Origin of the sequence: Serratia grimesii NBRC 13537, assembly GCF_001590905.1 — a bacterium.
GTDB lineage: Bacteria > Pseudomonadota > Gammaproteobacteria > Enterobacterales > Enterobacteriaceae > Serratia > Serratia grimesii.
Genome location: NZ_BCTT01000011.1, coordinates 97,024 through 123,003 on the forward strand (window position 1 = coordinate 97,024; position 25,980 = coordinate 123,003).

General features: G+C 53.7%; 21 protein-coding genes and 1 pseudogene. 10 read left to right on the forward strand and 12 right to left on the reverse strand.

All coding sequences use genetic code 11. From position 1 onward, the window contains the following. Window positions 1-3 precede the first annotated feature (3 nt). The 12 genes from lpxP to acuI form a co-directional block, all read right to left on the reverse strand. Window positions 4-924: a kdo(2)-lipid IV(A) palmitoleoyltransferase gene (gene lpxP, locus SGR01S_RS14395; protein ID WP_061807801.1), complete on the reverse strand. Its 921-nt coding sequence runs from the start codon at window positions 922-924 to the stop codon at window positions 4-6. A 356-nt stretch (window positions 925-1,280) separates the two neighbouring features. Beyond that, window positions 1,281-1,577, reverse strand: a complete 297-nt coding sequence (gene fis, locus SGR01S_RS14400) for a DNA-binding transcriptional regulator Fis (protein ID WP_000462905.1) — start codon at window positions 1,575-1,577, stop codon at window positions 1,281-1,283. Between the two features lie 21 nt (window positions 1,578-1,598). Next, the gene (gene dusB / locus SGR01S_RS14405) at window positions 1,599-2,564 is read right to left on the reverse strand and encodes a tRNA dihydrouridine synthase DusB (RefSeq protein ID WP_037416196.1); all 966 of its coding nucleotides are present in this window, start codon (window positions 2,562-2,564) and stop codon (window positions 1,599-1,601) included. Between the two features lie 464 nt (window positions 2,565-3,028). Next, window positions 3,029-3,910 carry a 50S ribosomal protein L11 methyltransferase gene (gene prmA, locus SGR01S_RS14410; protein WP_061807802.1) on the reverse strand — a complete coding sequence of 294 codons (882 nt, stop codon included), beginning with the start codon at window positions 3,908-3,910 and terminating at the stop codon, window positions 3,029-3,031. Window positions 3,911-3,921: 11 nt separating this feature from the next. Beyond that, window positions 3,922-5,367, reverse strand: a complete 1,446-nt coding sequence (gene panF, locus SGR01S_RS14415; RefSeq protein ID WP_061807803.1) for a sodium/pantothenate symporter — start codon at window positions 5,365-5,367, stop codon at window positions 3,922-3,924. Further along, complete coding sequence (locus SGR01S_RS14420; RefSeq protein ID WP_061807804.1) at window positions 5,357-5,599, reverse strand: YhdT family protein; 243 nt, start codon at window positions 5,597-5,599, stop codon at window positions 5,357-5,359. Before SGR01S_RS14420 ends, panF begins: the two co-directional genes overlap by 11 nt. Window positions 5,600-5,753: 154 nt before the next feature. Beyond that, entirely contained in the window at window positions 5,754-7,103 is a 1,350-nt protein-coding gene (gene accC, locus SGR01S_RS14425; protein WP_037416206.1) for an acetyl-CoA carboxylase biotin carboxylase subunit, read from the reverse strand. A 10-nt stretch (window positions 7,104-7,113) separates the two neighbouring features. Beyond that, window positions 7,114-7,578, reverse strand: coding sequence for an acetyl-CoA carboxylase biotin carboxyl carrier protein (gene accB / locus SGR01S_RS14430; protein ID WP_037416209.1), 465 nt, complete (start codon window positions 7,576-7,578; stop codon window positions 7,114-7,116). A 32-nt stretch (window positions 7,579-7,610) separates the two neighbouring features. Next, window positions 7,611-8,063, reverse strand: a complete 453-nt coding sequence (aroQ, locus tag SGR01S_RS14435; RefSeq protein ID WP_037416212.1) for a type II 3-dehydroquinate dehydratase — start codon at window positions 8,061-8,063, stop codon at window positions 7,611-7,613. 241 nt (window positions 8,064-8,304) lie between these two features. Beyond that, entirely contained in the window at window positions 8,305-8,904 is a 600-nt protein-coding gene (gene msrQ, locus SGR01S_RS14440; RefSeq protein WP_061807805.1) for a protein-methionine-sulfoxide reductase heme-binding subunit MsrQ, read from the reverse strand. After that, on the reverse strand, window positions 8,905-9,906 hold the full coding sequence (gene msrP / locus SGR01S_RS14445; RefSeq protein ID WP_037416217.1) for a protein-methionine-sulfoxide reductase catalytic subunit MsrP: 1,002 nt from the start codon (window positions 9,904-9,906) through the stop codon (window positions 8,905-8,907). A 182-nt stretch (window positions 9,907-10,088) separates the two neighbouring features. Continuing rightward, entirely contained in the window at window positions 10,089-11,066 is a 978-nt protein-coding gene (gene acuI, locus SGR01S_RS14450; RefSeq protein WP_061807806.1) for an acrylyl-CoA reductase (NADPH), read from the reverse strand. 295 nt (window positions 11,067-11,361) lie between these two features. Between acuI and csrD the strand changes: the two genes are divergently transcribed. The 10 genes and pseudogenes from csrD to SGR01S_RS24365 all read left to right on the forward strand — a co-directional run. Then, a complete protein-coding gene (gene csrD / locus SGR01S_RS14455) occupies window positions 11,362-13,293 on the forward strand; it encodes an RNase E specificity factor CsrD (protein WP_061807807.1) in 1,932 nt (643 codons plus the stop codon). A 412-nt stretch (window positions 13,294-13,705) separates the two neighbouring features. Then, window positions 13,706-14,749: a rod shape-determining protein MreB gene (mreB, locus tag SGR01S_RS14460; RefSeq protein WP_012147106.1), complete on the forward strand. Its 1,044-nt coding sequence runs from the start codon at window positions 13,706-13,708 to the stop codon at window positions 14,747-14,749. Window positions 14,750-14,843: 94 nt separating this feature from the next. Further along, on the forward strand, window positions 14,844-15,848 hold the full coding sequence (mreC, locus tag SGR01S_RS14465) for a rod shape-determining protein MreC (protein ID WP_037416222.1): 1,005 nt from the start codon (window positions 14,844-14,846) through the stop codon (window positions 15,846-15,848). Further along, window positions 15,845-16,333, forward strand: coding sequence for a rod shape-determining protein MreD (gene mreD / locus SGR01S_RS14470; protein WP_012147104.1), 489 nt, complete (start codon window positions 15,845-15,847; stop codon window positions 16,331-16,333). Before mreC ends, mreD begins: the two co-directional genes overlap by 4 nt. A gap of 10 nt (window positions 16,334-16,343) precedes the next feature. Beyond that, entirely contained in the window at window positions 16,344-16,928 is a 585-nt protein-coding gene (locus SGR01S_RS14475) for a Maf family protein (RefSeq protein ID WP_037416225.1), read from the forward strand. 38 nt (window positions 16,929-16,966) lie between these two features. After that, window positions 16,967-18,436, forward strand: a complete 1,470-nt coding sequence (rng, locus tag SGR01S_RS14480; protein ID WP_012147102.1) for a ribonuclease G — start codon at window positions 16,967-16,969, stop codon at window positions 18,434-18,436. 105 nt (window positions 18,437-18,541) lie between these two features. Then, window positions 18,542-22,357, forward strand: a complete 3,816-nt coding sequence (gene yhdP / locus SGR01S_RS14485) for an AsmA2 domain-containing protein YhdP (RefSeq protein ID WP_061807808.1) — start codon at window positions 18,542-18,544, stop codon at window positions 22,355-22,357. Beyond that, complete coding sequence (gene nit1, locus SGR01S_RS14490; protein WP_037416232.1) at window positions 22,354-23,214, forward strand: deaminated glutathione amidase; 861 nt, start codon at window positions 22,354-22,356, stop codon at window positions 23,212-23,214. The genes yhdP and nit1 overlap by 4 nt, the downstream gene beginning before the upstream one ends. 7 nt (window positions 23,215-23,221) lie before the next feature. Continuing rightward, complete coding sequence (gene tldD / locus SGR01S_RS14495; protein ID WP_037416235.1) at window positions 23,222-24,667, forward strand: metalloprotease TldD; 1,446 nt, start codon at window positions 23,222-23,224, stop codon at window positions 24,665-24,667. 288 nt (window positions 24,668-24,955) lie between these two features. Continuing rightward, window positions 24,956-25,666 (forward strand): annotated as a pseudogene (locus SGR01S_RS24365) (POTRA domain-containing protein); the annotation flags it as partial. Between the last annotated feature and the right edge of the window lie 314 nt (window positions 25,667-25,980).

Here is a 25,980-nt window from a genome sequence, read left to right on the forward strand (position 1 = left end):
TGCTCAGTACAGCGACGGGGCGCCGGCTGGCCGGGTTTTGAAGCGACGATGTAGCCACATATACTGTTCTGGAGCGCGCATGATCTCTTGCTCCACCACTTTATTCATGTAAGCCGCTGCGGCGATCTCATCGCCAATAGGATAATTCTCCAGCGCGGGTTGGATCAGCAAATCATAACCACGGCCTTTCTCACGGCGAATCAATACGACCGGCACTAGCGCGGGTTTAGCCATACGTGCCAACATAAAGGTGCCGCTGGTGGTGGCCGCCTGATCGACAGCAAAAAGAGGTGCGAACACGCTGCCACGTGGGCCGTAATCTTGATCCGGAGCGAACCACACGGCTTCACCGCGTTTGAGGGCCTGAACCATACCACGCAGATCTTTGCGATCGAGCATGGCCTTGTTGGAACGCATACGGCCTTTGGTTTGCGCCCACTCCATCGCTTTATTATTATGCGGGCGATACATTGCCATCATCGGCTGACAGAGCCCCATGGCACGGCCACCCAGCTCCAGCGACATAAAGTGCACACCAATGACCAGAACGCCACGCTGATTCTGCTGTGCGAATTTCAGGTGGTTGATACCGGAAACGTTGAACCAGCGTTTGACGCGCTTATCTGACCAGAACCAGGCCATGCCGGTTTCCAGCAGGCCCATACCGAGGGATTCGAAGTTGCCGACCACTTTGCGCTCGCGCTGCGCCACGTCCATGTCTGGGAAGCACAGTTCCAGGTTACGACGGGTAATAGAAACCCGGCGTTTCAGGAATCGCATTGAGGTACGCCCCATCCACACGCCAAGCTTGTGCAGCAGCGGGTAGGGGAGTTGAACCAGCAGGAACAGGCAAGCCAGGCCGAACCACGTAAACCAGTAGCGCGGATGCAGCAGGGCCAATTTGAATTTTTGCGGACGCTTCATATGAACTCATTTATGCATTAAGAGGGGCAGCAACCTGTAACGCATAAAGATCCACTCAATTGCGATACAACCACTCAGACACCCAGACATCACTATCGTTTAGCCAGATTCCATAATTGACTAAATCTTTACACTCGAAGGGCGGTTCGCGCTGCTATCAGGCTTCGGAGGGATGGCTGTAGGCCAGCGAAGGCGGCTCTAGGAATCTGTATTATACCACACAATACGAGCTCTAAAGGTAGAGTGGCATACGAATATTCTCATTCGTATTGACAGAAGATTGATATAACACCACATAAGAAAAAGGCGCCGCCTCTTTCGAGGTTGCGCCTTTTCAACATGCTAACTGACTAGTATCAGTTCATGCCGTATTTTTTCAATTTCTTACGCAGCGTACCACGGTTGATGCCCATCATCAGGGCGGCACGGGTCTGGTTGCCACGGGTGTATTGCATCACCATGTCCAACAGTGGCTGTTCAACTTCAGCCAATACCAGCTCATACAGGTCGTTAACGTCTTGACCATTCAGTTGAGCAAAATAGTTCTTCAGTGCTTGTTTAACCGAGTCACGCAGAGGCTTTTGAGTCACTTGATCCTGTGAGTTCACGGTTGAAACGGTCAGTACGTCAGAATTTACGCGTTGTTCGAACATAGTTCTGTCAGCTCTTTTTTGTTACGCAAGATTTTCGAAATATGCCTCCAACGCCTCCAGCTGTTCGCTGGCATCCTCTATGGCGTTGAATGTGCGCCGAAACTGGTCATTCGGGGCGTGCTCCTGGAGATACCAGGATACGTGCTTACGAGCAATCCGGAATCCCTTGCCTTGGCCATAAAAGCCGTGCAATTCCCGAATATGCCCTATCAACAAACGCTTAACCTCGCCAAGTGGCAGAGGGGGCAGCAGTTCCCCAGTGTCCAGATAATGCTGGATTTCCCGGAAGATCCAGGGTCTCCCCTGAGCAGCACGGCCTATCATCAGGGCATCAGCCCCAGTGTAGTCGAGCACTGCTCTGGCTTTATGCGGGTCAGTAATGTCCCCATTCGCGATAATCGGAATGGAAACACTCTGCTTAACTGCCCGAATGCTGTCGTACTCCGCGTTGCCGTTGAACAGGCAGGCACGGGTTCGGCCATGAATAGTCAGGGCTTGTATACCACAATCTTCGGCCAGTTGGGCAATCTCTACACAGTTACGGTGTTCTGGCGCCCAGCCGGTGCGAATCTTAAGCGTAACCGGCACATCCACAGCATTAACCACTGCGTGGAGGATCTGTTTAACCAGGTCCGGGTACTGCAGTAATGCAGACCCTGCAAGCTTCCGGTTCACTTTTTTGGCCGGGCATCCCATATTGATGTCGATGATCTGCGCACCACTGGCCACGTTAATACGTGCAGCGGCAGCCATATCATCTGGGTCGCATCCGGCAATCTGCACGGAACGGATCCCTGGTTCATCGCTATGTACCATACGCAGACGCGACTTATCCGTCCGCCACACCTCCGGATTGGAGGAGAGCATTTCGGATACAGCCATCCCAGCACCCATTGCATGACATAGGGTTCTAAATGGGCGATCTGTAATGCCGGCCATCGGGGCCGCAATCAGGCAATTTGTAAGCTGGTGGTGTCCAATGCGCATAGACAAAGAGTAACCATACTGTGTCCGCAAGGGCGCGTATATTACGCATTTTTGCGTTGAGATGAAAGGCCAAACTTTGACCAATTGGCCGTTATTCGGCAATCAAAATGCGTCTCGTCAGGATTAATAAAAATATTATATATATTTAACAATGAGTTGACGAAAATCGTTTAATTTGTGTGCTATAAAATATTCCCCACACAACAGAATTTTATCTGTAATGAGTCTCGATTCAGCCAGAGATAGGCCGCAATATACGGCATCTATCAGGGGATTCCGTTGAGAATAGACCTAATTATGCTGGGATTACGTACTGGGCATAATGGCGAAGAGTCTGGCGGTTCCGGCGAAGCGCCGTGCTAATACTTGCGGATAAAAGCATGGTTGCTTCGTGGTAGAACAGAATAAAAAACCACCGTAACACGCTAAGTTATCGGTGGTTTTTATCAGGACGACAGGCTTAATTACTTACGTTGGCCTGTAATACGGCACCATTCTTCGCGTTCTGCGACCGGATCGAGTGTGAACTTGTCTTCATAGGCTTGAGCTACGCTTGCAGCCTGCGTGGCCAATACGCCAGATAACCCCAGATAGCCGCCGGACTTCGGCAGACAGCCGATCAGTGGCGCTAATTCGCGTAATGGGCCGGCCAGGATGTTGGCGACGACGACGTCAGCCAGCAGATCGGCAGGTTGGTCTTTTGGCAGATATAGTTCCAGACGCTCTGAAACGCCGTTACGCTGCGCGTTATCACGACTGGCCTGAATGGCTTGGGGATCGATATCGATGCCGATAGCGCGCGCCGCACCGAGCTTCAGGGCGGCAATCGCCAGGATGCCTGAACCACAGCCGAAGTCGATAATAGTCTTACCGGCCAGATCGAGGCCATCCAGCCATTGTAGGCAAAGCGCGGTGGTTGGGTGGGTGCCGGTACCGAACGCCAGACCTGGGTCCAGCATCACGTTGACCGCGTCAGGATCGGGCACATCACGCCAGCTTGGGCAAATCCACAGACGTTCACCAAAGCGCATCGGGTGGAAGTTATCCATCCATTCGCGTTCCCAGTCCTTATCTTCCAGTTGTTCGATCTTGTGGTGGAAACCGGTCCCCAGTAATGGATGCTGTTCCAGCATTGCCACCACGTCGGTCATATCGGTTTCAGCATCGTACAGCCCGATCACATCGGTATCGCCCCACAGCAGGGTCTCGCCTGGCAGCGGTTCGAACACCGGGTTGTCGTGGGTGTCCTGAAAGGTCACCGATACCGCACCGCTTTCAACCAGTGCATCGCTCAGGTCTTCTGCCTGGCTGCCGGTAGTATTCAGTTTGAGTTGGATCCAAGGCATAACAATTCTCTTTAAGAGGGTAATGATGACGCCACTCGGCGTTTTTCGCCGACGACGTTACCGATATAAAACGCCAGCAAGCTCAGTAGCAGTGAAGGCACGATAGGGTGCAACCCTGCCAACTGCAGCTTGAAGCTGGCCAATAGCGTATAGCATACCGCACCTGTAACCATTGAGCTAAGGGCACCCTGCGCGTTGGCGCGTTCCCAGTACAGGCCCAATACCAACGGCCACAGGAATACCGCCTCCAGGCCACCAAACGCCAGCAGGTTTAGCCAGATGATCATTTCTGGTGGCCGCCAGGCCGCCAGTAGCACCAACAGGCCAAGTACGAGCGTAGTCAGGCTGGAGAAACGCTTGATCAAACGCTCGTTCTGCATTTGCTGAGGACGCACGCCAAGGTAGAGATCTTTAATAATAGTGGCGGAAGATTGCAGCAGTTGAGCGTTAATGGTCGACATGATCGCCGCCATCGGTGCGGCCAAGAAAATACCGGCAGCATACGGCGGCAACACGGTGATCATCAGCGTTGGGATCACCTGATCCGGGATTTTCAGATCCGGCAGCACAGCACGTCCCAGCGCACCGGCCAGGTGCATACCAAACATTAGCACCGCCACCACCATGGTACCGAGGATGATGCCACGATGAACTGCTTTGCTATCTTTGTACGAAATGCAGCGCACCGCAGTATGTGGCAGGCCAATCACACCAAAGCACACCAGGATCCAGAACGATGCCATAAACGGCAGACTAAGGATCTGTTCACCGCCCTGAGGTGACACCAGTGCCGGGTCAATCTGTTGCAGTTTATCTACGGCGCTGTGCAGGCCACCTGCGGCGTGGATAACGGCAATCAACAACAGCACGGTGCCGATCAACATCACCAACCCTTGCATGGCGTCATTTAGCACACTGGCGCGGAAACCGCCAAAAGCGGTGTACAGCGCGATGCTGAGGCCAAAGATCAGCAGGCCGGTGTCGTACGGGATACCGGCAGCGGTTTCCAGCAGACGCGCACCACCGATAAACTGCACCGTCATGGCGCCCAGGAACGCCACCAACAGACTCAGGCTGGCTAGCCAGACCAACAGTCGACTTTGGTAACGGCCGTATAGCATGTCATTGAGGGTGATAGCGTTGTAGCGCCGCGCCAGAATGGCAAATTTCTTGCCCAGCACACCGAGCGATAACCATACGGCCGGCAGTTGGATCATTGCCAGTAGCACCCAGCCAAGGCCATATTTATAAGCCGCACCAGGGCCACCGATAAACGAACTGGCGCTGATATAGGTCGCTGTTAACGTCATCGCCAGTACGAAGCCACCCATCGATCGACTGCCAAGGAAATATTCACTGAGGAAATTGCCCGTCTGGCGTCGGCTGTAGGCGTAAACCGACAGCCCAAACACCAGAAGCAAATAGGCAACCAGCGGCAGAATGACTTCAGTTTGCATCGCCGTCCTCCAATGAAATATTACGGAATATGCCACGCACCATCAGCCAGCACAGGCCGATAAACAACAGCGGTACCAATAAGCAGGCCATTTCGAACCAGTGTGGCAAACCGGTAACGCCAGATGCGTTATCGGGTAGATAGGCCGCCAACGACCAGGCCAGCAGATAAAGTAGCGTCAGGCCGAGTGCCCATCGTGCTTCGCGGTGGGCTTGAATAAAGCGTTTGTCCATCCGTGTTCCCCATAGGTTTACGGTGATGGTTTTGCCAAAGGTAAGGAATTCTACGGCAAGGCCGGATTTTGCCAAGCCGTTACCGTGCCTGAGATGAAAAAGAAAAAGGCCGGTGATTAGCCGGCCTTCTGTCAGGCGATGCGAAAAGCCTGCCTTAGGTTTCTTGCAGACCCAGCTTCTTCTCCAGATAGTGGATGTTGGTGCCACCGTGCTGGAAGTTTTCGTCGCTCATGATCTTTTGTTGCAGTTCAACGTTGGTTTTGATGCCATCGATGATCAGCTCAGCCAGGGCGTTCTTCATGCGGGCAATCGCCACGTCGCGGTTTTCACCGAAAGTGATCAGTTTGCCGATCATGGAATCATAGTACGGCGGTACGGTATAACCGGCGTAAATATGAGATTCCCAACGCACGCCGAAACCACCTGGTGCATGGAAACGGGTGATCTTGCCTGGGCTTGGCAGGAAGGTGTTCGGGTCTTCGGCGTTGATACGGCATTCCACCGCGTGGCCGTGCACCTTCACTTCGTCCTGTTTGATCGACAGTGGCTGACCGGCAGCAATACGCAGCTGCTCTTTGATCAGATCCACACCGGTGATCATTTCAGTAACCGGGTGTTCAACCTGAATACGGGTGTTCATTTCGATGAAATAGAACTCGCCGTTTTCATACAGGAACTCGAAAGTACCTGCGCCGCGGTAACCGATTTCCACACAGGCCTTCGAACAACGCTCGCCGATATAACGACGCATTTCGCTGGTGATGCCTGGTGCCGGAGCCTCTTCAACCACTTTCTGGTGGCGACGTTGCATGGAGCAGTCGCGCTCGGCCAGATAGATGGCATTACCCTGACCGTCAGCCAAAATCTGAATTTCGATATGGCGTGGGTTTTCCAGGTATTTCTCCATGTAAACCATGTCGTTATTGAAAGCCGCTTTGGCTTCCGCTTTGGTCATGGTGATGGATTGCTCGAGGTCTTTGTCGCTGCGCACAACGCGCATGCCACGGCCGCCGCCGCCGCCTGATGCCTTGATGATCACCGGATAACCGATACGCTTAGCGAAGGCACGGTTTTTGTCCATGTCGTCGGTCAGCGGGCCATCGGAGCCAGGAACACAAGGTACGCCGGCTTTCTTCATGGCGTTGATAGCAGAAACTTTGTCGCCCATCAGGCGGATAGTTTCGGCTTTCGGGCCAATGAAGATAAAGCCAGAACGCTCGATTTGCTCGGCGAAGTCGGCATTTTCAGACAAGAAGCCATAACCCGGGTGAATCGCCACTGCGCCGGTGATTTCCGCCGCAGAGATGATAGCCGGGATGTTCAGATAGCTTTTAACTGATGGCGCAGGACCGATACACACAGTCTCGTCAGCCAGCAGTACGTGTTTCAGATCGCGATCGGCTGTGGAGTGTACGGCAACAGTTTTGATGCCCAACTCTTTACAAGCACGCAGGATACGAAGCGCGATCTCGCCACGGTTGGCGATAACAATTTTATCAAGCATGTTCGCCTCGTTATTCGATGACGACCAGTGGCTCGTCAAATTCTACCGGTTGGCCGTTCTCTACCAGAATGGCTTTCACCACGCCGGATTTGTCCGCTTCGATCTGGTTCATCATTTTCATGGCTTCAACGATGCACAGCGTGTCGCCTGCATTCACTTTCTGGCCGACTTCGATGAAGGCTTTCGCATCCGGGCTTGGCGTGCGGTAGAAAGTGCCGACCATTGGGGAACGGACGATGTGGCCACTCATGGCCGCTGGTGCTGCAGGCGTTTCAGCTGGTGCGCTGGCAACGGCGGTAGCCAAAGCTGGCTGCTGCTGTGCCGGCATTGCATATGCCTGCGGCATCATTGGGTAAGCCTGTACCGGAGCGGCACGGCTGATGCGAACTGACTCTTCGCCTTCAGAGATTTCCAGTTCAGAAATACCTGATTCTTCAACCAGTTCGATCAGTTTCTTGATTTTACGAATATCCATGAGTGTGATTCCGTACTCTTTTTGCGTAGCAATTAGTGGGTTTTCGACAGACGGTTAACCGCTGCCTGTAAAGCAAATGTGTAGCCATCCGCGCCGAGGCCGCAAATCACACCTACCGCAATGTCGGAAAGGTAAGAGTGATGGCGGAAAGGCTCGCGGGCATGCACGTTGGACAAGTGGATCTCGATAAACGGGATCTGCACCGCCAGCAACGCATCACGCAACGCCACGCTGGTATGCGTGAACGCGGCAGGGTTGATCAGAATAAAATCTGTATTGCCGCGCGCCTCATGTATGCGGTCGATCAACGCATATTCGGCGTTAGACTGCAGATGGCTCAGGGTGATATCCAGTGCGGATGCCTGGTTTTCCAATCCGTTAACAATTTCTGTTAGCGTCGTGCTGCCGTACTTCTCCGGCTCACGCGTCCCCAGCAGATTCAGATTGGGGCCGTTTAGAAGCAAAATGTGAAACTTATCCGCCATTGTGCTGGTATCTCCGGCAATAAAACCATCATCGTAGAAAATAACCCGACGTCACCGATTTGTCACCTGTTAAGGGGAAAATTCACCCTGAGAACAGGAACAAGGTCGGGCATTATAACGATATCGTAGCAATTCGCAGCTAAATACTGGTCTTATCAGCGAAGATATTCAACCCTAAATCAGCAAACTGACGGTGACGTTATCGCATTATGAGGGGTAGAACACAGAAAAGTTCCGCCTGTTAACGCCACCAATTGCGGAATTTCTTGTATCGCAACGCCAGCAGTATTACCGCCAGCAGAGCATAAATGAAAGGCTGCGGTGAAAAGGTTTTGACCGACCACAGGTAGTGAATCGGTGCCAGAATAGCCACCAGATACACCAAATTATGCAATATTTGCCATTTGGCGCCCAGTTTGCGCATCGCCCACAGCGTTGAGGTTGCGGCCAGCGCCAGTAGGATCAACCAACTGATAATGCCGAGTGTCAAATAAGGACGGGTGACCAGTTCGCGCCCCAGCAGGCCGATATTGCTTAGCCCTAGTTCAAGCGTCGAGTAGCTTATCAGATGCAGTGTGCCCCAGGCAAAACACCACAGTCCGACCAAGCGTCGGCAGCGTATCAATAGCGGTTGGCGGGTGTAGCGTGCCAACGGCGCGATCGCTAAGGTTGCCAGCAGCAATTTTAGCGTCATTCTGCCGGTAAAATGCTGGATATCTTTGGCAGGATCGGCGCTGAACCATCCTTGGTCTACCGACAGCACCAGCCAGAGGAAAGGCAGAAATGCCGCCAGATAAATGCCGACCTTGATCCATTTAATGTGAGTTAGGGTCAAACGCACTTAGAAATTCTCCCGCAGATCCAAGCCACGATACAGCGACGCGACCTGATCGGCATAGCCATTAAACAGAAGTGTCGGCTGGCGTTTGACGTCCAAAATACCGCCTGAACCGATAAAGCGCTCGGTGGCTTGCGACCAACGTGGGTGATCGACATGTGGATTCACATTAGCGTAGAAACCGTATTCATTTGGCGCAGATTCATTCCAGGTCGTCGGCGGTTGATCGCGCACCAGACGGATGTGCACAATGGACTTAATACCTTTAAAACCGTATTTCCACGGGGTAATGAGTCGTAGTGGTGCACCGTTTTGCGGTGGCAGTGTCTTGCCGTATACGCCGACAGTCAGCAAGGCCAGTGGATTCATCGCCTCATCAAGACGCAGCCCTTCGACATAGGGATACTTAAGACCACCGCCGATAAACCGGTCTTTCTGGCCCGGCATCTGTTCCGGGTCGTACAGTGTTTGGAAGGCGACGTAGCGAGCATTGCTGTTTGGCTCCGCCAACTTGAGTAATTTACCCAGTTCAAAGCCGATCCAGGGCACGACCATTGACCAGGCTTCCACACAACGCATGCGGTAGATACGCTGTTCCAACGGGAAGCGCTTCATTAAATCGTCGATGTCCAACGTGATGGGTTTAGCCACTTCGCCGTCGATGCGCACTTTCCAGCCTTCGGTTTTCAGCCCGCCAGCGTTAGCGGCTGGATCGGCTTTGTCGAGACCGAACTCGTAGAAATTGTTGTAGCCGGAAACTTTATCTTCCGGCGTCAGTGCCAGTTGGGCTTGCCAGGCGGCGGGCTTGGTGAACGTCAGCGGTTTGCCCGGTGGTGCCTTTGGCCGATCGTGGCCTTTGAACCATGACAGCAAATCAGCCCGTGCATGGGTGGGCAAGGCTAATGAAGCGGCGGTGATGCCTAATGCCTGCAACACTTTACGCCGTTGATAAAACACGGTTTCGGGTGTGACATCGGCTTCGGTTAATTTTCGTTGTTTATTCATGGCATTTTCTCCGCATCTCATCCCTATGGCTTTTAAGGGGCTGTTAACAACGCAACAACTCGACATTCATAGGGGATATATTGAGTAAGCATGGCGTGAAAGCACGCCATATGCGAGGGGCCACGGGAAAATATGAAATTTCGCAGGCGGATGTCCCCTCCGTTGCCGGAGGGGCACTGGGGTTAGCAGATTTTCACCAGGGTACGGCCGGTAACTTGGTTAGCCAGCAGTGCGGCAGCGGTAGCCGGTGCCTGTTCTAACGTGATTTCTTGAGTCGCCTGTTGATAGAAGCTGTCTGGCAGGATACCGGCCAGGCGTTCCCAAGCGGTTTGACGGCGGTGCAGCGGTGTGTGTACCGAGTCGACACCTTGCAGGCGAACATTGCGCAAAATAAATGGCATCACTGTGGTCGGCAGGTGATAACCCCCAGCCAGGCCGCAGGCGGCGACCGTACCGTTATAATTCATTTGCGCCAATACGCGTGCCAGCAGTGTGTCACCCACCGTATCAACAGCACCCGCCCACAGCTGCTTTTCGAGTGGACGCGGGGCTTCGAGATAGCCGCTGCGTGAAAGCACCTCTTTGGCGCCAAGCGCTTTCAAATATTCGATATTGCTTTCACGGCCGCTGATCGCGGTAACGTGATAGCCCAGTGCTGCAAGAATGGCGATCGCTGTGCTGCCTACGCCGCCACTGGCACCGGTAACTAAAATGTTGCCGTCATCGGGATGTACACCGCCTTCTTCCAGAGCCATCACGCACAGCATGGCGGTAAAACCGGCAGTCCCAAGGATCATTGCTTTACGTTCATCTAACCCGTTTGGGAGTGGTACCAACCATTCGCCGGAGATCCGCGCTTGTTCTGCCAGGCCGCCCCAATGGTTTTCACCCACGCCCCAGCCGGTAAGTACCACGCTTTGACCCTCTTTAAAGCGATCGTCGCGGCTATGATGCACCGTACCGGCGAAGTCGATGCCGGGCACCATCGGGAAATTGCGCACGATCTTGCCTTTACCGGTGATCGCCAACGCATCTTTATAGTTAATGCTGGACCAATTGACGTTTACCGTCACGTCACCGTCGGGCAATTGATCGCTGCTGATATCTTTGACGTGAGCTAGAGTTTGATCGTCTTGTTGTTCCAATAACAGTGCGCGCATGTCACTCTTCCTCTCGTTTGCATTTTTGCCATAGATGACTGAATCAGATTTAAATGACTATATGCATAATAAGAAATTTATGTCCTGATAAAGGACAAAAAATGATGATTGAAGGTTTTCTTCGTTGGCGATGCTTGATAGCTTGAGCGGCAAGATCGGCTGGTGGATATCCTTGGGTTGAGCCAGTTACTCATTAAAATATCAAGGTATTGTGTTGGATTCATTTGAGAGGATTCGGGGCCTTTATACTTCCAAAGGTGAAAATTCACGTAACCATAACGGACAAGGCACAGGGATGCGATTCACCACCAAACTCTCTGCATTGATCACCCTGCTTGTTGCTCTGGCGATGTTTTTGATGCTGATGGGCTGCTCATACAGCTTTTTCTACGTCACCCAAGATCGTCTGGAGCGTCGTTTCGACTCACTGATGACCTCGCTCGATCAGGCGATGGTGCGTGAATCCCCCCAAGAGCAGAAACAATGGTTGCCTTTGGTGATGCGCCCGCTCGGTATTGTGGCGGTCAGCGTAGATACCAGTAGCAGTAATCTTCTCTCTTATAAATTACCCACGGTAAAAGTGCCCTGGGAGCCGCTGAACGGCTATCGGCAAGTCACCCAGCCCCTAATGCAGCATCCTGGTGCATCACTGACGATTACGTATGTTGATCCTTTCGCCAGCGACGTGCGTTCGCTGCAATCAACTGCCGCAGTGACGCTGTCGATTGTCGTAATGGTCGTGATCCTGCTGTTCAGCCTGCGTTGGCTGCGGGAACAGGCCGACGGCGAGGATCGGCTCGAGCGACGTGCACGCCGCATTCTGAATGGTGAACGAGAGAGCGTGATGCAAGGTGATGTGCGCGAGTGGCCCGCGAACGTTAGCGGTGCACTCGATCGTCTATTGGCGGACTTGGCGGAAGCGCGCGAGGAACGCAGCCGTGTTGATACGTTGATCCGTGCCTTTGCGGCCCAGGATGCCAAAACCGGACTAAACAACCGATTGTTCTTTGATAACCAGCTCACTACCCAGTTGGAGGAGGTGGGCTCGCACGGCATTGTTATGATGGTGCGGTTACCTGATTTCGACACGTTGCGCGAAATTCACGGTAACAGTGCAGTGCAAGAACTGATGTATTCACTGGTTAACCTGCTGTCGACCTTCGTGATGCGCTACCCGGCGGCGCTATTGGCACGCTATTTTCACAGTGATTTCACCGTTCTCTTACCGCACCGCACCTTGAAAGAAGCGGATGGTATTGCTTCGCAGCTGGTTCACGCGATTGATGCTTTACCTTCAACAGCACTTATCGATCGCGAAGCGTTTTTGCACATAGGCATCGTGGCGTACCGCAGCGGGCAAACTACCGAACAGGTGATTGATTTCGCCGAACAGGCGACGCGTCATGCCACGCTGCAGGGGGAAAATGGCTGGTACGTTTACGACAGCCAGGTACCGGAAAAAGGGCGCGGCAGCGTCAAGTGGCGGACCCTGTTGGAACAAGTGCTGGCGAAGGGCGGCCCGCGCTTGTATCAGAAGCCGGCGGTGACGGTGGAAGGGGAAGTCCATCATCGTGAGATCATGAGTCGGATTTATGACGGGACTCAGGAACTGCTGCCATCTGAATATATGCCGTTAGTGCAGCAGTTGGGGCTGGCGGAAAGTTACGATCGTCAGCTGATTAGCCGGATCCTTCCTTTGTTGGCATTGTGGCCTGAAGAAACATTCGCATTTACGCTGTGTGTCGATTCATTATTGCAGCGTACTTTCCAGCGCTGGCTGCGTGATAGCCTGCTACAGTGTGAAAAAAGTCATCGTCGGCGAATTCTGATTGAACTTGCAGAGGCAGATGTGTGTCAACATATCGACCGTTTGCGCCCGGTGCTGAGATTGCTCTCAGGATTGGGCTGCCGTTTGGTGGTTTCTCAAGCGGGATTAACCGTGGTCAGTACCTCTTATATCAAGTCCTTACCGGTAGAGCTGGTTAAGCTTCACCCTGGTCTGGTGCGGAGTATTGATAAGCGTGATGAAAATCAGCTGTTCGTTCAAAGCCTGACCGGCGCTTGTGAAGGCACCAGTGCTCAGGTTTTTGCTGCGAGTGTGCGGACGCGCAACGAATGGCAAACGTTGAAAGAACGCGGGATCCTCGGTGGGCAGGGCGACTTTTTCGCGTCTCCAGAGCCAATAGACGTCGGGCGTAAAAAATATTCACGCCGTTATCGCGTTTAACCTGAATGCCTGGCAAAAATTGACGTAGAATGAGCGCCAATTCATCTGGGCTATTTTATCTGTCATTTTGGGATTATCCCCAAACTGCCTGCGACAATGACGCCTATTTGATATAGGCTCTTGTCAGTCCTTTTCTGTTGAGCGTTGGTAGGTGCTTACCACCAGCGGCAATCAGGGAATATGTTAGATTTTATGAGCTGTGTTACGCCGTTTCGTGCGCTGACAGGGTGGTAAACTGAGCCTTTGTTCAGGGAATTCAGGCCTCATCCAATTTCCGTGCATTCGAGCAGAAACAATACAGACTATTTTTCACCGAAGTAGAACGTTTTTGCGCCTTGTCGCTGCTTCGTGTGGTTGGTAAAGTAGGCGGATTTTATTTTCCGCCCCCAGCTTGCAGGATTATCCTTTAGTTATGTTTAAGAAATTTCGTGGCATGTTTTCCAACGACTTGTCCATCGACTTGGGTACCGCCAATACCCTGATTTATGTTAAAGGGCAAGGCATTGTACTGAACGAACCGTCGGTGGTTGCCATTCGCCAGGATCGTGCCGGTTCACCCAAGAGCGTTGCGGCCGTGGGTCATGAGGCTAAACAGATGCTGGGACGTACACCCGGCAATATCGCGGCTATTCGTCCGATGAAAGACGGCGTTATTGCCGATTTCTTCGTGACAGAAAAAATGCTGCAGCATTTCATCAAACAGGTTCACAGCAACAGCTTCATGCGGCCAAGCCCGCGCGTGCTGGTGTGTGTGCCGGTCGGCGCAACTCAGGTTGAACGCCGTGCCATCCGTGAATCTGCTCAAGGAGCTGGTGCACGTGAGGTGTTTCTGATTGAAGAACCTATGGCTGCGGCAATCGGTGCAGGTCTGCCGGTTTCTGAAGCAACAGGTTCGATGGTGGTGGATATCGGTGGTGGTACCACTGAAGTGGCCGTGATCTCACTGAACGGTGTCGTCTACTCCTCTTCTGTGCGTATTGGTGGTGACCGTTTCGACGAAGCCATCATTAATTATGTGCGTCGTAACTATGGCTCACTGATTGGTGAAGCAACCGCCGAACGTATCAAACACGGCATCGGTTCTGCTTATCCAGGCGATGAAGTGCATGAAATCGAAGTTCGCGGCCGTAACCTGGCTGAGGGCGTGCCACGCGGCTTTACCCTGAATTCCAATGAAATCCTCGAAGCCCTGCAAGAGCCGTTGACCGGTATCGTCAGTGCGGTGATGGTGGCACTGGAACAGTGTCCGCCGGAGCTGGCTTCCGACATTTCCGAACGTGGCATGGTGTTGACCGGCGGTGGCGCACTGTTGCGTAACCTGGATCGCCTGCTGATGGAAGAAACCGGTATTCCGGTAGTCGTGGCAGAAGATCCGCTGACCTGCGTAGCTCGCGGCGGCGGCAAGGCGTTGGAAATGATCGACATGCATGGCGGCGATTTGTTCAGCGAAGAATAGTCAGCCCCAGGAAGGAGGAATCGTATCGGATGACTGCGCAAAGCGAAAATCAGGTACGGTTCCTCTTTCTGTTGTCGAGGAACACGCATAATTTATGAAGCCGATTTTTAGCAGGGGCCCTTCTCTGCAACTACGACTTTTTTTGGCAGTGATTGCGGCGATTTGCCTGATCGTTGCTGATAGCCGTCTCGGTACGTTCGTGAAAATACGTAACTACATGGACACGGCCGTTAGCCCTTTCTATTTTCTGGCCAATGGGCCACGTAAAGTTTTGGACAGCGTTTCAGAAACGCTGGCTACCCGCCAACAGCTGGAGCTTGAAAACCGAGCTCTGCGGCAGGAACTGCTGCTGAAAAACAGCGATATTCTTCTTCTTGGTCAATTCAAGCAGGAAAACGCCCGCTTGCGCGAGCTATTAGGCTCACCGCTTCGCCAGGACGAACATAAAATGGTCACCCAGGTGATCTCGACTGGTTCCGATCCTTATAGCGATCAGGTGGTGATCGACAAAGGTTCGGACAATGGCGTTTATGAAGGCCAACCTGTCATCAGCGATAAAGGTGTTGTTGGCCAAGTCGTTGCTGTGGCGAAGGTGACCAGTCGCGTATTACTCATCTGTGATGCTTCACACGCGCTGCCGATCCAGGTACTGCGTAACGATATTCGCGTTATCGCTGCAGGCAGTGGTTGTGCAGACGATTTACAGCTTGAGCATTTGCCGAACAACACTGACATCCGCGTGGGTGATGTGTTAGTCACATCTGGCCTGGGTGGACGCTTCCCGGAAGGCTACCCGGTGGCCGTTGTGTCCTCGGTTAAAGTGGATAATCAACGTGCCTATACCGTGATTCAGGCGCGGCCAACAGCTGGCCTGCAACGTTTGCGCTATCTGCTGTTGTTATGGGGCGCTGACCGCAACGGTGATATGCCGTTGCCGCCGGACGAAGTGCATCGCGTTGCCAATGAGCGCCTGATGCAAATGATGCCGCAGGTTTTGCCAGCTGCTGATGCTATGGGGCCACCGTTGCCTGTGCCGGCACCGGCAACAGGGGCTGCTGTGCCGCAAGCTGCCGCACCAGCCACTGGAGTTGCGCAATGAACCGCTACCGCAGCAACGGGCGCTGGATAATCTGGCTGTCATTTTTGGTGGCTCTGGTGCTGCAAATCATGCCCTGGCCGGAACAGATCTACATGTTTCGACCGTCCTGGCTGGCTTTGATCCTGATCTACTGGGTGATGGCATTACCACACCGGGTTAACGTCGGTACAGGTTTTGTACTGGGGTTGATTATGGATTTGATCCTCGGCTCCACGTTGGGCGTACGCGCACTGGCGTTGGGGATCATTGCCTACCTGGTGGCATTCAAATTCCAGTTATTCCGCAATATGGCGCTTTGGCAACAGGCGCTGATTGTCGTGCTGTTATCACTGGCTATGGACGTTGTGGTGTTCTGGGCCGAGTTTTTAGTGATCAACGTCTCTTTCCGCCCAGAGGTGTTCTGGAGTAGTGTGGTAAACGGCATCCTGTGGCCGTGGTTATTCCTGCTGATGCGCAAAATCCGCCGTCAGTTCGCCGTACAGTAAGGGTATATCAATGACTTCGCTTTATCTGGCCTCCGGTTCTCCCCGTCGACGTGAATTACTGACCCTTTTGGGCGTCCCGTTTGAAATCATTCTGACGGATACAGAAGAACAGCGGCGTGAAGGGGAAGCAGCAGAAGTCTATGTGCGCCGTTTGGCGCAGGATAAAGCCAGAGCGGGCGTGGCACTGGCGCAGAAAGATTGGCCGGTACTGGGTGCTGATACCATTGTTGTGCTCAATGGCCGGGTGTTGGAAAAACCTCGTGACGAAGCGCATGCGGCAGAAATGCTGGCGGCGTTGTCGGGTAAACAACATCAGGTGATGACCGCCGTGGCGATCGCCGATCACCATGATGTTCTGTGCCAGCTAGTGGTGACAGACGTGACATTCCGCAACCTGTCACAGCAGGATATTTGCGACTATATTGCAACGGGCGAACCGATGGATAAAGCGGGCGCCTACGGAATTCAAGGAAAGGGTGGTTGTTTCGTCAGAACGATAACCGGCAGTTATCACGCAGTGATGGGCTTGCCGTTAGTCGAAACACATGAGCTGCTCAGTAATTTTGTCGCATTACGTGATGTAAGAACCGGTTGATGGGTGTTGCCATTATCGACCGGTTCTGAGGAGAGGGCATGACAGCTGAGCTACTGGTTAATATCACACCGTCTGAAACGCGGGTTGCCTATATTGATGGCGGCATCCTGCAAGAGATCCATATCGAGCGCGAATCCAAGCGCGGCATCGTCGGCAATATTTATAAAGGGCGCGTAAGTCGCGTGTTGCCAGGCATGCAGGCGGCCTTCGTCGATATCGGCCTGGATAAAGCGGCCTTCCTGCACGCCTCCGATATCATGCCACACACCGAATGTGTTGCTGGTGATGAGCAGAAGAATTTCCACGTGCGGGATATTGCCGAACTGGTACGCCAGGGGCAGGATCTGATGGTGCAGGTGGTGAAAGATCCGCTAGGCACTAAAGGCGCACGCCTGACTACCGACATTACCTTACCTTCGCGTTACCTGGTGTTTATGCCAGGTGCAGCGCACGTTGGCGTTTCGCAGCGTATTGAAAGCGAAGCCGAGCGCGATCGCCTGAAAAAAGCCGTTGCCGGTTATTGCGATGAACTGGGTGGTTTTATCATTCGCACCGCGGCGGAAGGTATTGGTGAAGAAGAACTGTCGCAGGATGCTGCCTTCCTCAAGCGCCTGTGGACCAAGGTGATGGAGCGTAAAAAACGTAACCAGACCAAATACAAACTGTATGGTGAGTTGGCCCTGGCGCAGCGCATTCTGCGTGATTTCGCCGGTGCGGCGCTGGATAGGATCCGCGTGGATTCTCGTCTGACTCACGATCTGTTGGTGGAGTTTACCGGTGAGTACATCCCGGATATCACTGCCAAGCTGGAGCTGTATACCGGTAGCCAGCCAATCTTTGACCTGTACGATGTCGAAAATGAGATACAGCGCGCACTAGAGCGCAAGGTGGAACTGAAGTCCGGCGGTTATCTGATTATCGATCAGACCGAGGCGATGACCACCGTGGATATCAATACCGGCGCTTTTGTCGGCCATCGTAACCTCGACGAAACCATCTTCAATACCAATATCGAAGCAACGCAAGCTATTGCCCGCCAACTGCGGCTGCGCAATTTGGGCGGCATAATCATCATTGACTTCATTGACATGAACAATGACGAACACCGGCGCCGGGTATTGCATTCGCTGGAGTTGGCACTGAGTAAAGATCGGGTAAAAACCACGATTAACGGCTTCTCTCAGCTAGGCTTAGTTGAAATGACGCGTAAACGTACACGTGAAAGCATTGAACATGTGCTGTGTCATGATTGTCCTACTTGTCATGGACGCGGCACATTGAAAACAGTGGAAACCGTGTGCTACGAAATCTTGCGTGAAATTGTGCGCGTGCACCATGCTTATGATTCTGATCGTTTCCTGGTATACGCGTCTGCGGCGGTGGGGGAAGCGCTGAAAAGCGAAGAATCTCATGCGTTGGCGGAAGTGGAAATCTTTGTTGGCAAGCAGGTGAAGGTACAGATCGAACCCTTGTACAGCCAGGAACAGTTTGACGTTGTCATGATGTAGTCCGCCTGTTGGTGGCCAAAGTCCGGCATCGGTGGGGCTCAGCATGCTGAGCCCCACCGTGCATAGATATTCCCGTTGCCAGGCAGCGGAAGCAAGGAGAACTGCGTGAGGCGACTGCCTGGGATTTTGTTAGCTACAGGCGCCAGTCTGATTGTAGTCGTGGCGTTGCTGATCAGCGGATTACGTTTGGCACTGCCTGAGCTGAACAACTACCGCCCTCAAATACTGGCAAAGGTCGAAGGCCTTTCCGGTGTGCCTGTGCAGGTCGATTTCATGCAAGGGAGCTGGGAAACCTTCGGCCCACAGCTTGAAATGGGCAACGTGCGTGCCACGTTGCCCAAAAGTAACCTGCATATTGAACGTGTTACGCTGGCGCTAGACGTGTGGCAGTCGCTGCTGCATTGGCGCTGGCAATTTCGCGATCTCACCTTTTACCAACTCCAGTTTGATCTGAACACCACGCTGGGTGGGGATGAACATCAAGGTAGCACCATCGAACCGGGTAAGATTACTGATCTGCTGTTGCATCAGTTGGATCATTTCGACCTGCGTGACAGCCGTCTCTCATTCCTGACACCCGCTGGTGCCCGTGCCGAATTCGAAGTCCCTCAGCTTACCTGGCTTAACGGTCGTGATCGTCACCGTGCCGAAGGGCAGATTAGCCTGTCGACGCTGAACGGGCAACATGGCGTGGTGCAACTGCGTATGGACCTGCGTGATAATCAGGGGTTATTGAATACCGGTACGGTCTATATGCAGGCCGATAATATCGACATGAAACCTTGGTTTACTCGCTGGTTGCGTGCCAATACCGGTTTGGAAAGCGCCGATTTTAGCTTGGCTGCCTGGTTACAGATCCAGAACGGTGAGATCGCCGGCGGTAATGCATTGTTGAAGCAAGGCGCGGCCAATTGGAGCGTAGGTGCCCAGCAACACCGACTGGACGTGGACAACCTGGCATTAACGCTAAGCCGTCAGGGCACCGGCTGGCAGGTGGATGTACCACAGCTCAATTTGACCACTGACGGTCAGGCTTGGCCGCAGGGCCGGCTTTCCACGTTGTGGCTACCCGAAAACACCGAGTTTATGGGGCCGGGGCAGACTGAAGAACTGCGCGTACGTGCCACCAATATTCAGCTAGAACGACTGGCGGCGCTGCTGCCGACCTTCTCGTTCCTCAGCCCAGACGTGCTGGAGCGCTGGAACGATTTGCAACCGCAAGGCAAGGTCAATGCATTGGCGTTGGATATTCCGTTGAAACAGCCGGAAAAAACCCGTTTCCAGGCCCGTTGGCAGGACGTCAGTTGGCAGCCGTGGAAACTGTTGCCGGGGATAAATCATTTCTCTGGCGCGCTGAGTGGCGGTGTAGAAAATGGCCGCCTGCAGCTTGATCTCAACGACAGCACCTTGCCGTACGGCGACATGTTCCGCGCCCCGTTGGAAGTCAGCAGCGCGCGCGGTGCGTTAACCTGGCTGAATAACCCACAAGGCTGGGAGCTGGCAAGTAAAAATCTGGATGTGAAAGCCAAATCGCTGTGGGTGAACGGTGATTTCCGCTACCAGCAGCCGGCCAAGGGCGACCCGTGGCTGAGCATTCTGGCCGGTATCCGCCTGTATGATGCCGCAGACGCCTGGCGTTACTTCCCGGAACCCTTGATGGGCAAGCACCTGGTGGACTACCTCAGCGGTGCCATTCAGGGCGGGCAGGTGGATAACGCCACGCTGCTCTACAACGGTGACCCGCAGCATTTCCCTTACCGTAAACATGAAGGCCAGTTTGAGGTATTTGTCCCGCTGCGCCATTCGACCTTCCAATTCCAACCGGACTGGCCGGCATTGACCGACCTGGCTATCGATCTCGATTTTGCCAATGAAGGGCTGTGGATGAATGCGCCACAGACCAAGCTGGGTAAAGTCGATGGCAAAAATGTTACCGCCGTCATTCCGGACTACCTGAAGGAACGCCTGTTGGTTGACGCTGACGTGGCGGGTCAGGGCGCGGAAATCCATGACTATTTCGAGCAGACACCGCTGCATGATTCGTTGGGCGCTGCACTGAATGAGCTGCAGATTGGCGGTAATGTCAGTGGGCGCTTACATCTCGATATCCCCTTGAACGGCGAGCTGGTGCGCGCTACGGGTGAGGTGGCGCTGAACAACAACTCATTGCTGGTTAAGCCGATCGAAAGTGAGTTGAAAAAAGTCAGCGGCAAGTTCCGCTTCGATAACGGCAACCTGACCAGTGATAGCCTGTCGGCCAACTGGTTCGGGCAGCCGGTTGCGGTGAACTTCACCACACAGGAAGGTCAAAGCGACTACAAGGTCAATGTGGGTCTGAAGGCTGACTGGCAGCCGGGTAAATTCCCCGGTATTCCGCACGAAGTCGCCGATGCCCTGAGTGGCAGCGCGCCCTGGCAGGGCCAGGTTGCCATTACCTTGCCGCATAAGGGCAACGCCAGCTATGACATCGGCATTGATGCAGACCTCAAAAAAGTAAGCAGTCACTTACCTTCTCCGCTAGATAAACCGGCGGGTGAGCCACTGCCGCTGAGTGTAAAAGTGAAAGGTGGCCTGAATGGCTTCATGCTGACCGGCAGCGCCGGCAAGCAGAACCATTTCAACAGCGAATGGACCTTTGCCAAACAGCAGGTGACGCTGGCACGAGCGGCATGGCAAACCGAAGGCGGTGGAACGCCACCTTTACCGGCCGGTAAATCTTTGACGCTCAACCTGCCGCCACTGGACGGTGAAAAGTGGCTGGGGCTAATGGCACCGGCGTTAAAACAAGGCGGTGGCTCGGGCCAGGTGGGTGGCTTCAACTTCCCGACCACCGTAGCGCTGAAAACACCGCAGCTGCTGTTGGGCGGCCAGGCCTGGCACAAGCTGACGCTCTCGGCCGAAAAACAGCTCGGCGGCACTCTGGTCAGCGCCAAGGGTGAAGAAGTCGACGGCAGTCTGCGGGTGACGGATCGTGGACCGTGGCGTGCCGATATCAATTATCTCTATTACAATCCGCAGTTTAGCGATGGTAAAGGGACGGCGGCGGCGGCGACCAACCCGCTGGCGACGGCAGAAAAGGTTTCTTTCCGTGACTGGCCGTCGTTGATGCTACGCTGCAAGTCGTGCTGGGTCATGGGGCAAAACCTCGGCAAGGTGGAGGCGGATCTGGCCAATCAGGGTGATACCCTGACCCTGGAGCATGGCTTGGTCGATACCGGTAAAGGGCGCATGACCGCCAGCGGCCTGTGGAAGCAGAACGCCCAGGAAGAACGCAGCTCGCTGAAAGGCAAGCTGCTGGGTGGAAAAATTGATGAAACCGCCGCTTTCTTCGGCATCACCACGCCGCTGAAAGGCGCGCCTTATGACATTGATTTTGATCTGTATTGGCATGGGCAACCGTGGAAACCGCAAATGAGCACCCTCAGCGGTGCGTTGAAGGTCAACATGGGCAAAGGTGAGATCGAGAGTATGGGTGGTGGGCGCGCTGGGCAGCTATTGCGTTTGGTGAGCTTCGACGCCTTGCTACGTAAGCTGCAGTTCGATTTCAGTGATACCTTTGGTAAAGGCTTCTACTTTGACTCCATCCGCAGCACGGCATGGCTGAAAGATGGCATAATGCATACCGATAACTTGTTGGTTGACGGACTGGCAGCGGACATCGCTATGAGTGGCCAGATTGATCTGGCACGCCGTCGGATTGATATGGAAGCGGTAGTCGCGCCGGCCATTTCAGCCACCGTTGGTGTGGCTACGGCGTTCGTGATTAACCCGATTGTGGGGGCGGCGGTGTTTGCCGCTTCGCAGGTGCTCGGACCGCTATGGAGCAAGATTTCACTGATTCGCTACCATATCAGCGGTGATCTGGATCAGCCGAAAATCAACGAGGTTCTGCGTAAGCCAAAGGAGGATAAGGCGCCATGAGAAATGCTAACGTTGCGTTGTTACAGTTGTGCAGTGGCGATCGGGTGCGTGACAATCTGGCCCAGATTGAACAGCAGATTAAGCAACTCAATGCCGGGGTGAAACTGGTCATGACGCCAGAGAACGCATTGTTGTTCGCTAACTCCGCCGCTTATCGTGAGCATGCAGAGCAACAGGGTGACGGGCCGTTGCAGAATGCGGTGCGTGAAATGGCGCGGCGTTATGGCGTCTGGTTGCTGGTCGGTTCCATGCCGTTGATCAGCCGTGAGAACCCCGCACTTATCACTACCAGCAGCCTGTTGTTTGATGACCAAGGTGAAATTCGTGCTCGTTACGACAAGCTGCACATGTTTGACGTGGACATTAAGGATACTCATGGCCACTATCGGGAGTCAGACACGTATCAACACGGTCAACAGCTAACGGTAGTCGATACTCCTGTAGGGCGCTTAGGGATGACCATATGTTACGATCTGCGCTTCCCTGCACTGTTTCAAGCGTTGCGGGCGCAGGGCGCCGAGTTGATTTCGGTGCCGGCTGCCTTTACCCGCGTGACTGGCGAAGCGCATTGGGAAATCCTGCTGCGTGCAAGAGCGATTGAAAACCAGTGTGTGATCCTGGCGCCAGCACAGGTTGGCAGCCATGGGCCTACGCGTCGCACTTGGGGCCATTCGATGGCCGTGGACGGTTGGGGCAAAGTACTGGCTGAAAACCCGGATGCAGTATCGGCGATGAAGGTGCGGGTCGATATTACTGGGCTCAAAACCATTCGCGAACAGATGCCGGTATTGCAACACAACAGATTCCAGACGTCGCTGACCGCGCCGTTTGAAAAAAACTTCTCCATTAAAGAGTAAAAAAATTATGAGCCTGACGTTTGTCAGTGAGCAGTTACTTACTGCCAATAAGCTGAGCCACCAGGACCTGTTTTCCGTCTTGGGGCAACTGGCCGAACGCCGCCTCGATTATGCCGACCTCTATTTCCAGTCCAGCTATCACGAGGCCTGGGTGATTGAAGACGGTATTATCAAGGATGGCTCTTACAATATTGATCAAGGGGTCGGGGTTCGCGCTGTCAGCGGCGAGAAAACCGGCTTTGCCTATGCCGATCAGATCACCCTGAACGCACTACAGCAGAGCGCCCAAGCTGCGCGCAGCATCGTACGTGACACGGGTAACGGCAAGGTGCATACCTTGGGCGAAATCAGTCATAACGTGCTGTACCCATTGCTCGATCCGCTGCAAAGCCTGCCGCGTGAAGAGAAAATTGCTTTGCTGCATCGCGTAGACAAGGTTGCCCGTGCTGCCGACAAACGGGTGCAGGAAGTGAGCGCCAGTATTACCGGTGTGTACGAGCAGATCCTGGTTGCGGCAACCGACGGAACGCTGGCGGCAGATGTTCGCCCGTTGGTACGTTTATCTGTCAGTGTGCTGGTTGAACAAGACGGTAAGCGTGAACGCGGCTCCAGCGGCGGCGGCGGTCGTTTCGGTTACGACTATTTCCTTGAAATTGCCGAGGGCGAAGTTCGCGCTGATGCTTACGCCAAAGAGGCGGTGCGCATGGCGTTGATTAACCTTTCCGCCGTTGCGGCACCTGCCGGCAATATGCCGGTGGTTCTGGGTGCTGGTTGGCCGGGCGTGTTGTTGCATGAAGCGGTGGGCCACGGTCTGGAGGGCGACTTCAACCGTCGTGGTACTTCGGTGTTCAGTGGTCAGATGGGGCAACTGGTGGCATCCGAACTTTGTACGGTAGTGGATGACGGTACCTTACAAGGTCGCCGTGGTTCCCTGGCGATTGATGACGAAGGTGTGCCGGGCCAGTACAACGTGCTGATCGAGAACGGTATTCTGAAAGGCTACATGCAGGACAAACTCAACGCACGCCTGATGGGCGTTGCACCGACGGGTAACGGACGTCGCGAGTCTTACGCGCACTTGCCAATGCCACGCATGACCAACACCTACATGTTGGCGGGTAAATCCACGCCGGAAGAGATCATTGCCAGCGTTGAATACGGCCTGTACGCGCCTAACTTTGGTGGCGGTCAGGTAGATATCACCTCCGGAAAATTTGTGTTCTCCACCACTGAAGCCTATCTAATCGAGAAAGGCCGCATTACCAAACCGGTGAAGGGGGCTACGTTGATTGGCTCAGGTATTGAGGCGATGCAGCAGATATCGATGGTTGGCAACGATCTGGCGCTGGATAAAGGCGTTGGTGTGTGCGGCAAAGAAGGGCAAAGCCTGCCTGTGGGCGTCGGTCAACCGACCCTGAAGCTGGACACTCTGACCGTTGGTGGGACCGCGTAATGTTCTCCAGGGGCCGGTTCACGGCCCCTATCAGAATCCTGTTTTGTGGCACGCGTCGTATTAGCAGTAATTTTTCAGTTTAGTGGCAATTAAGAGCGATTCACTGTTTTTTCCTTTTTGTACAAATCAATAAGTTAAATTTAACTATTTCAAATAACTTTCTGCTGGTTGGTCTAGGAACATTCTTTTTTTGTTAGCCTGATTTAGTCATCCGCTAATTATTTGCATCTTGTTACATTCTCCATCCCGTCGTTAAAATGCTGAAAAAACACACGGATGGTCTTCTGAATGGATTCAGTTACTCAACGTCTCACGGCAGCTTTGCTGTGCATTTTCTTTTCCTCTGCCACCGGCGCTAACCTGCTGAGTCCGGCGGACCGCGACACTATCCAACAACAACAACGTGATTTACTGGAGCAAAACCAGCTGCAGCGGCAGGAACTGCAACGCAGCCTGACGCCGACCTTGCCCGCAACCCCAATACCCAGCGCCAAAGTGGGTGGCCCTTGCTTCACCATCAACCGTATTCAACTGGAAGGCGCCGAGCATCTGCCTGCCAGTGCGCAACGCAAACTCACCCAGAATTACCTGCAACAATGCCTGGATCTGGGGCAAATCCAAACGCTGGTGCAGCAGGTTTCCGACTGGTACATCGGTCGTGGTTATATCACCAGCCGTGCATTCTTGACTGATCAGGATCTTTCGCGCGGCGAACTGCGGTTACTGGTGCTGGAAGGCCGTCTTGAGAAAATCCTGCTGGAGCAGCACCAAGATCGCATGCTGAAAATGGCTTTCCCTGGCTTGCAGGGGAACATCCTCAACCTGCGTGATATTGAGCAGGGCATGGAGCAGATCAACCGTCTGCGCCAGCAACCGGTGCAGATAGAAATCCTTCCCGGCAGCCAACCGGGCTACTGGTGGTCAATTTAAGCGCCAAACCCGAGTTTCCGCTGATGCTTGGGCTGGGGTTCGACAACAGCTGGCAGAAAGATGTTAGCGGTGGCGCGAGCTTTACTTTCGGGTCGATGAGCGGTTCTGCCTCGTTGAGTATGAGCCAGACTAAAATCGAGAGTGAATATGCCAGTGTGGGTGACCAAAGTGGTTTGTTTGCGGGAGATAAAGGCTTTGATATTAACGTTGGCAACCATACGCAACTGAATGGTGGGGTGATTGCTTCGACGGCTGACAGCATCAAAAATCAGCTCTCTACCGGCTCGCTGGGTTGGGATGCCATTGATAATAAAGCGGAGTATAACGCCAGCAGCAGCGGTTTTGGTATTTCTACCAGTGGGCCAACCGGCGGCGGTCTCGCT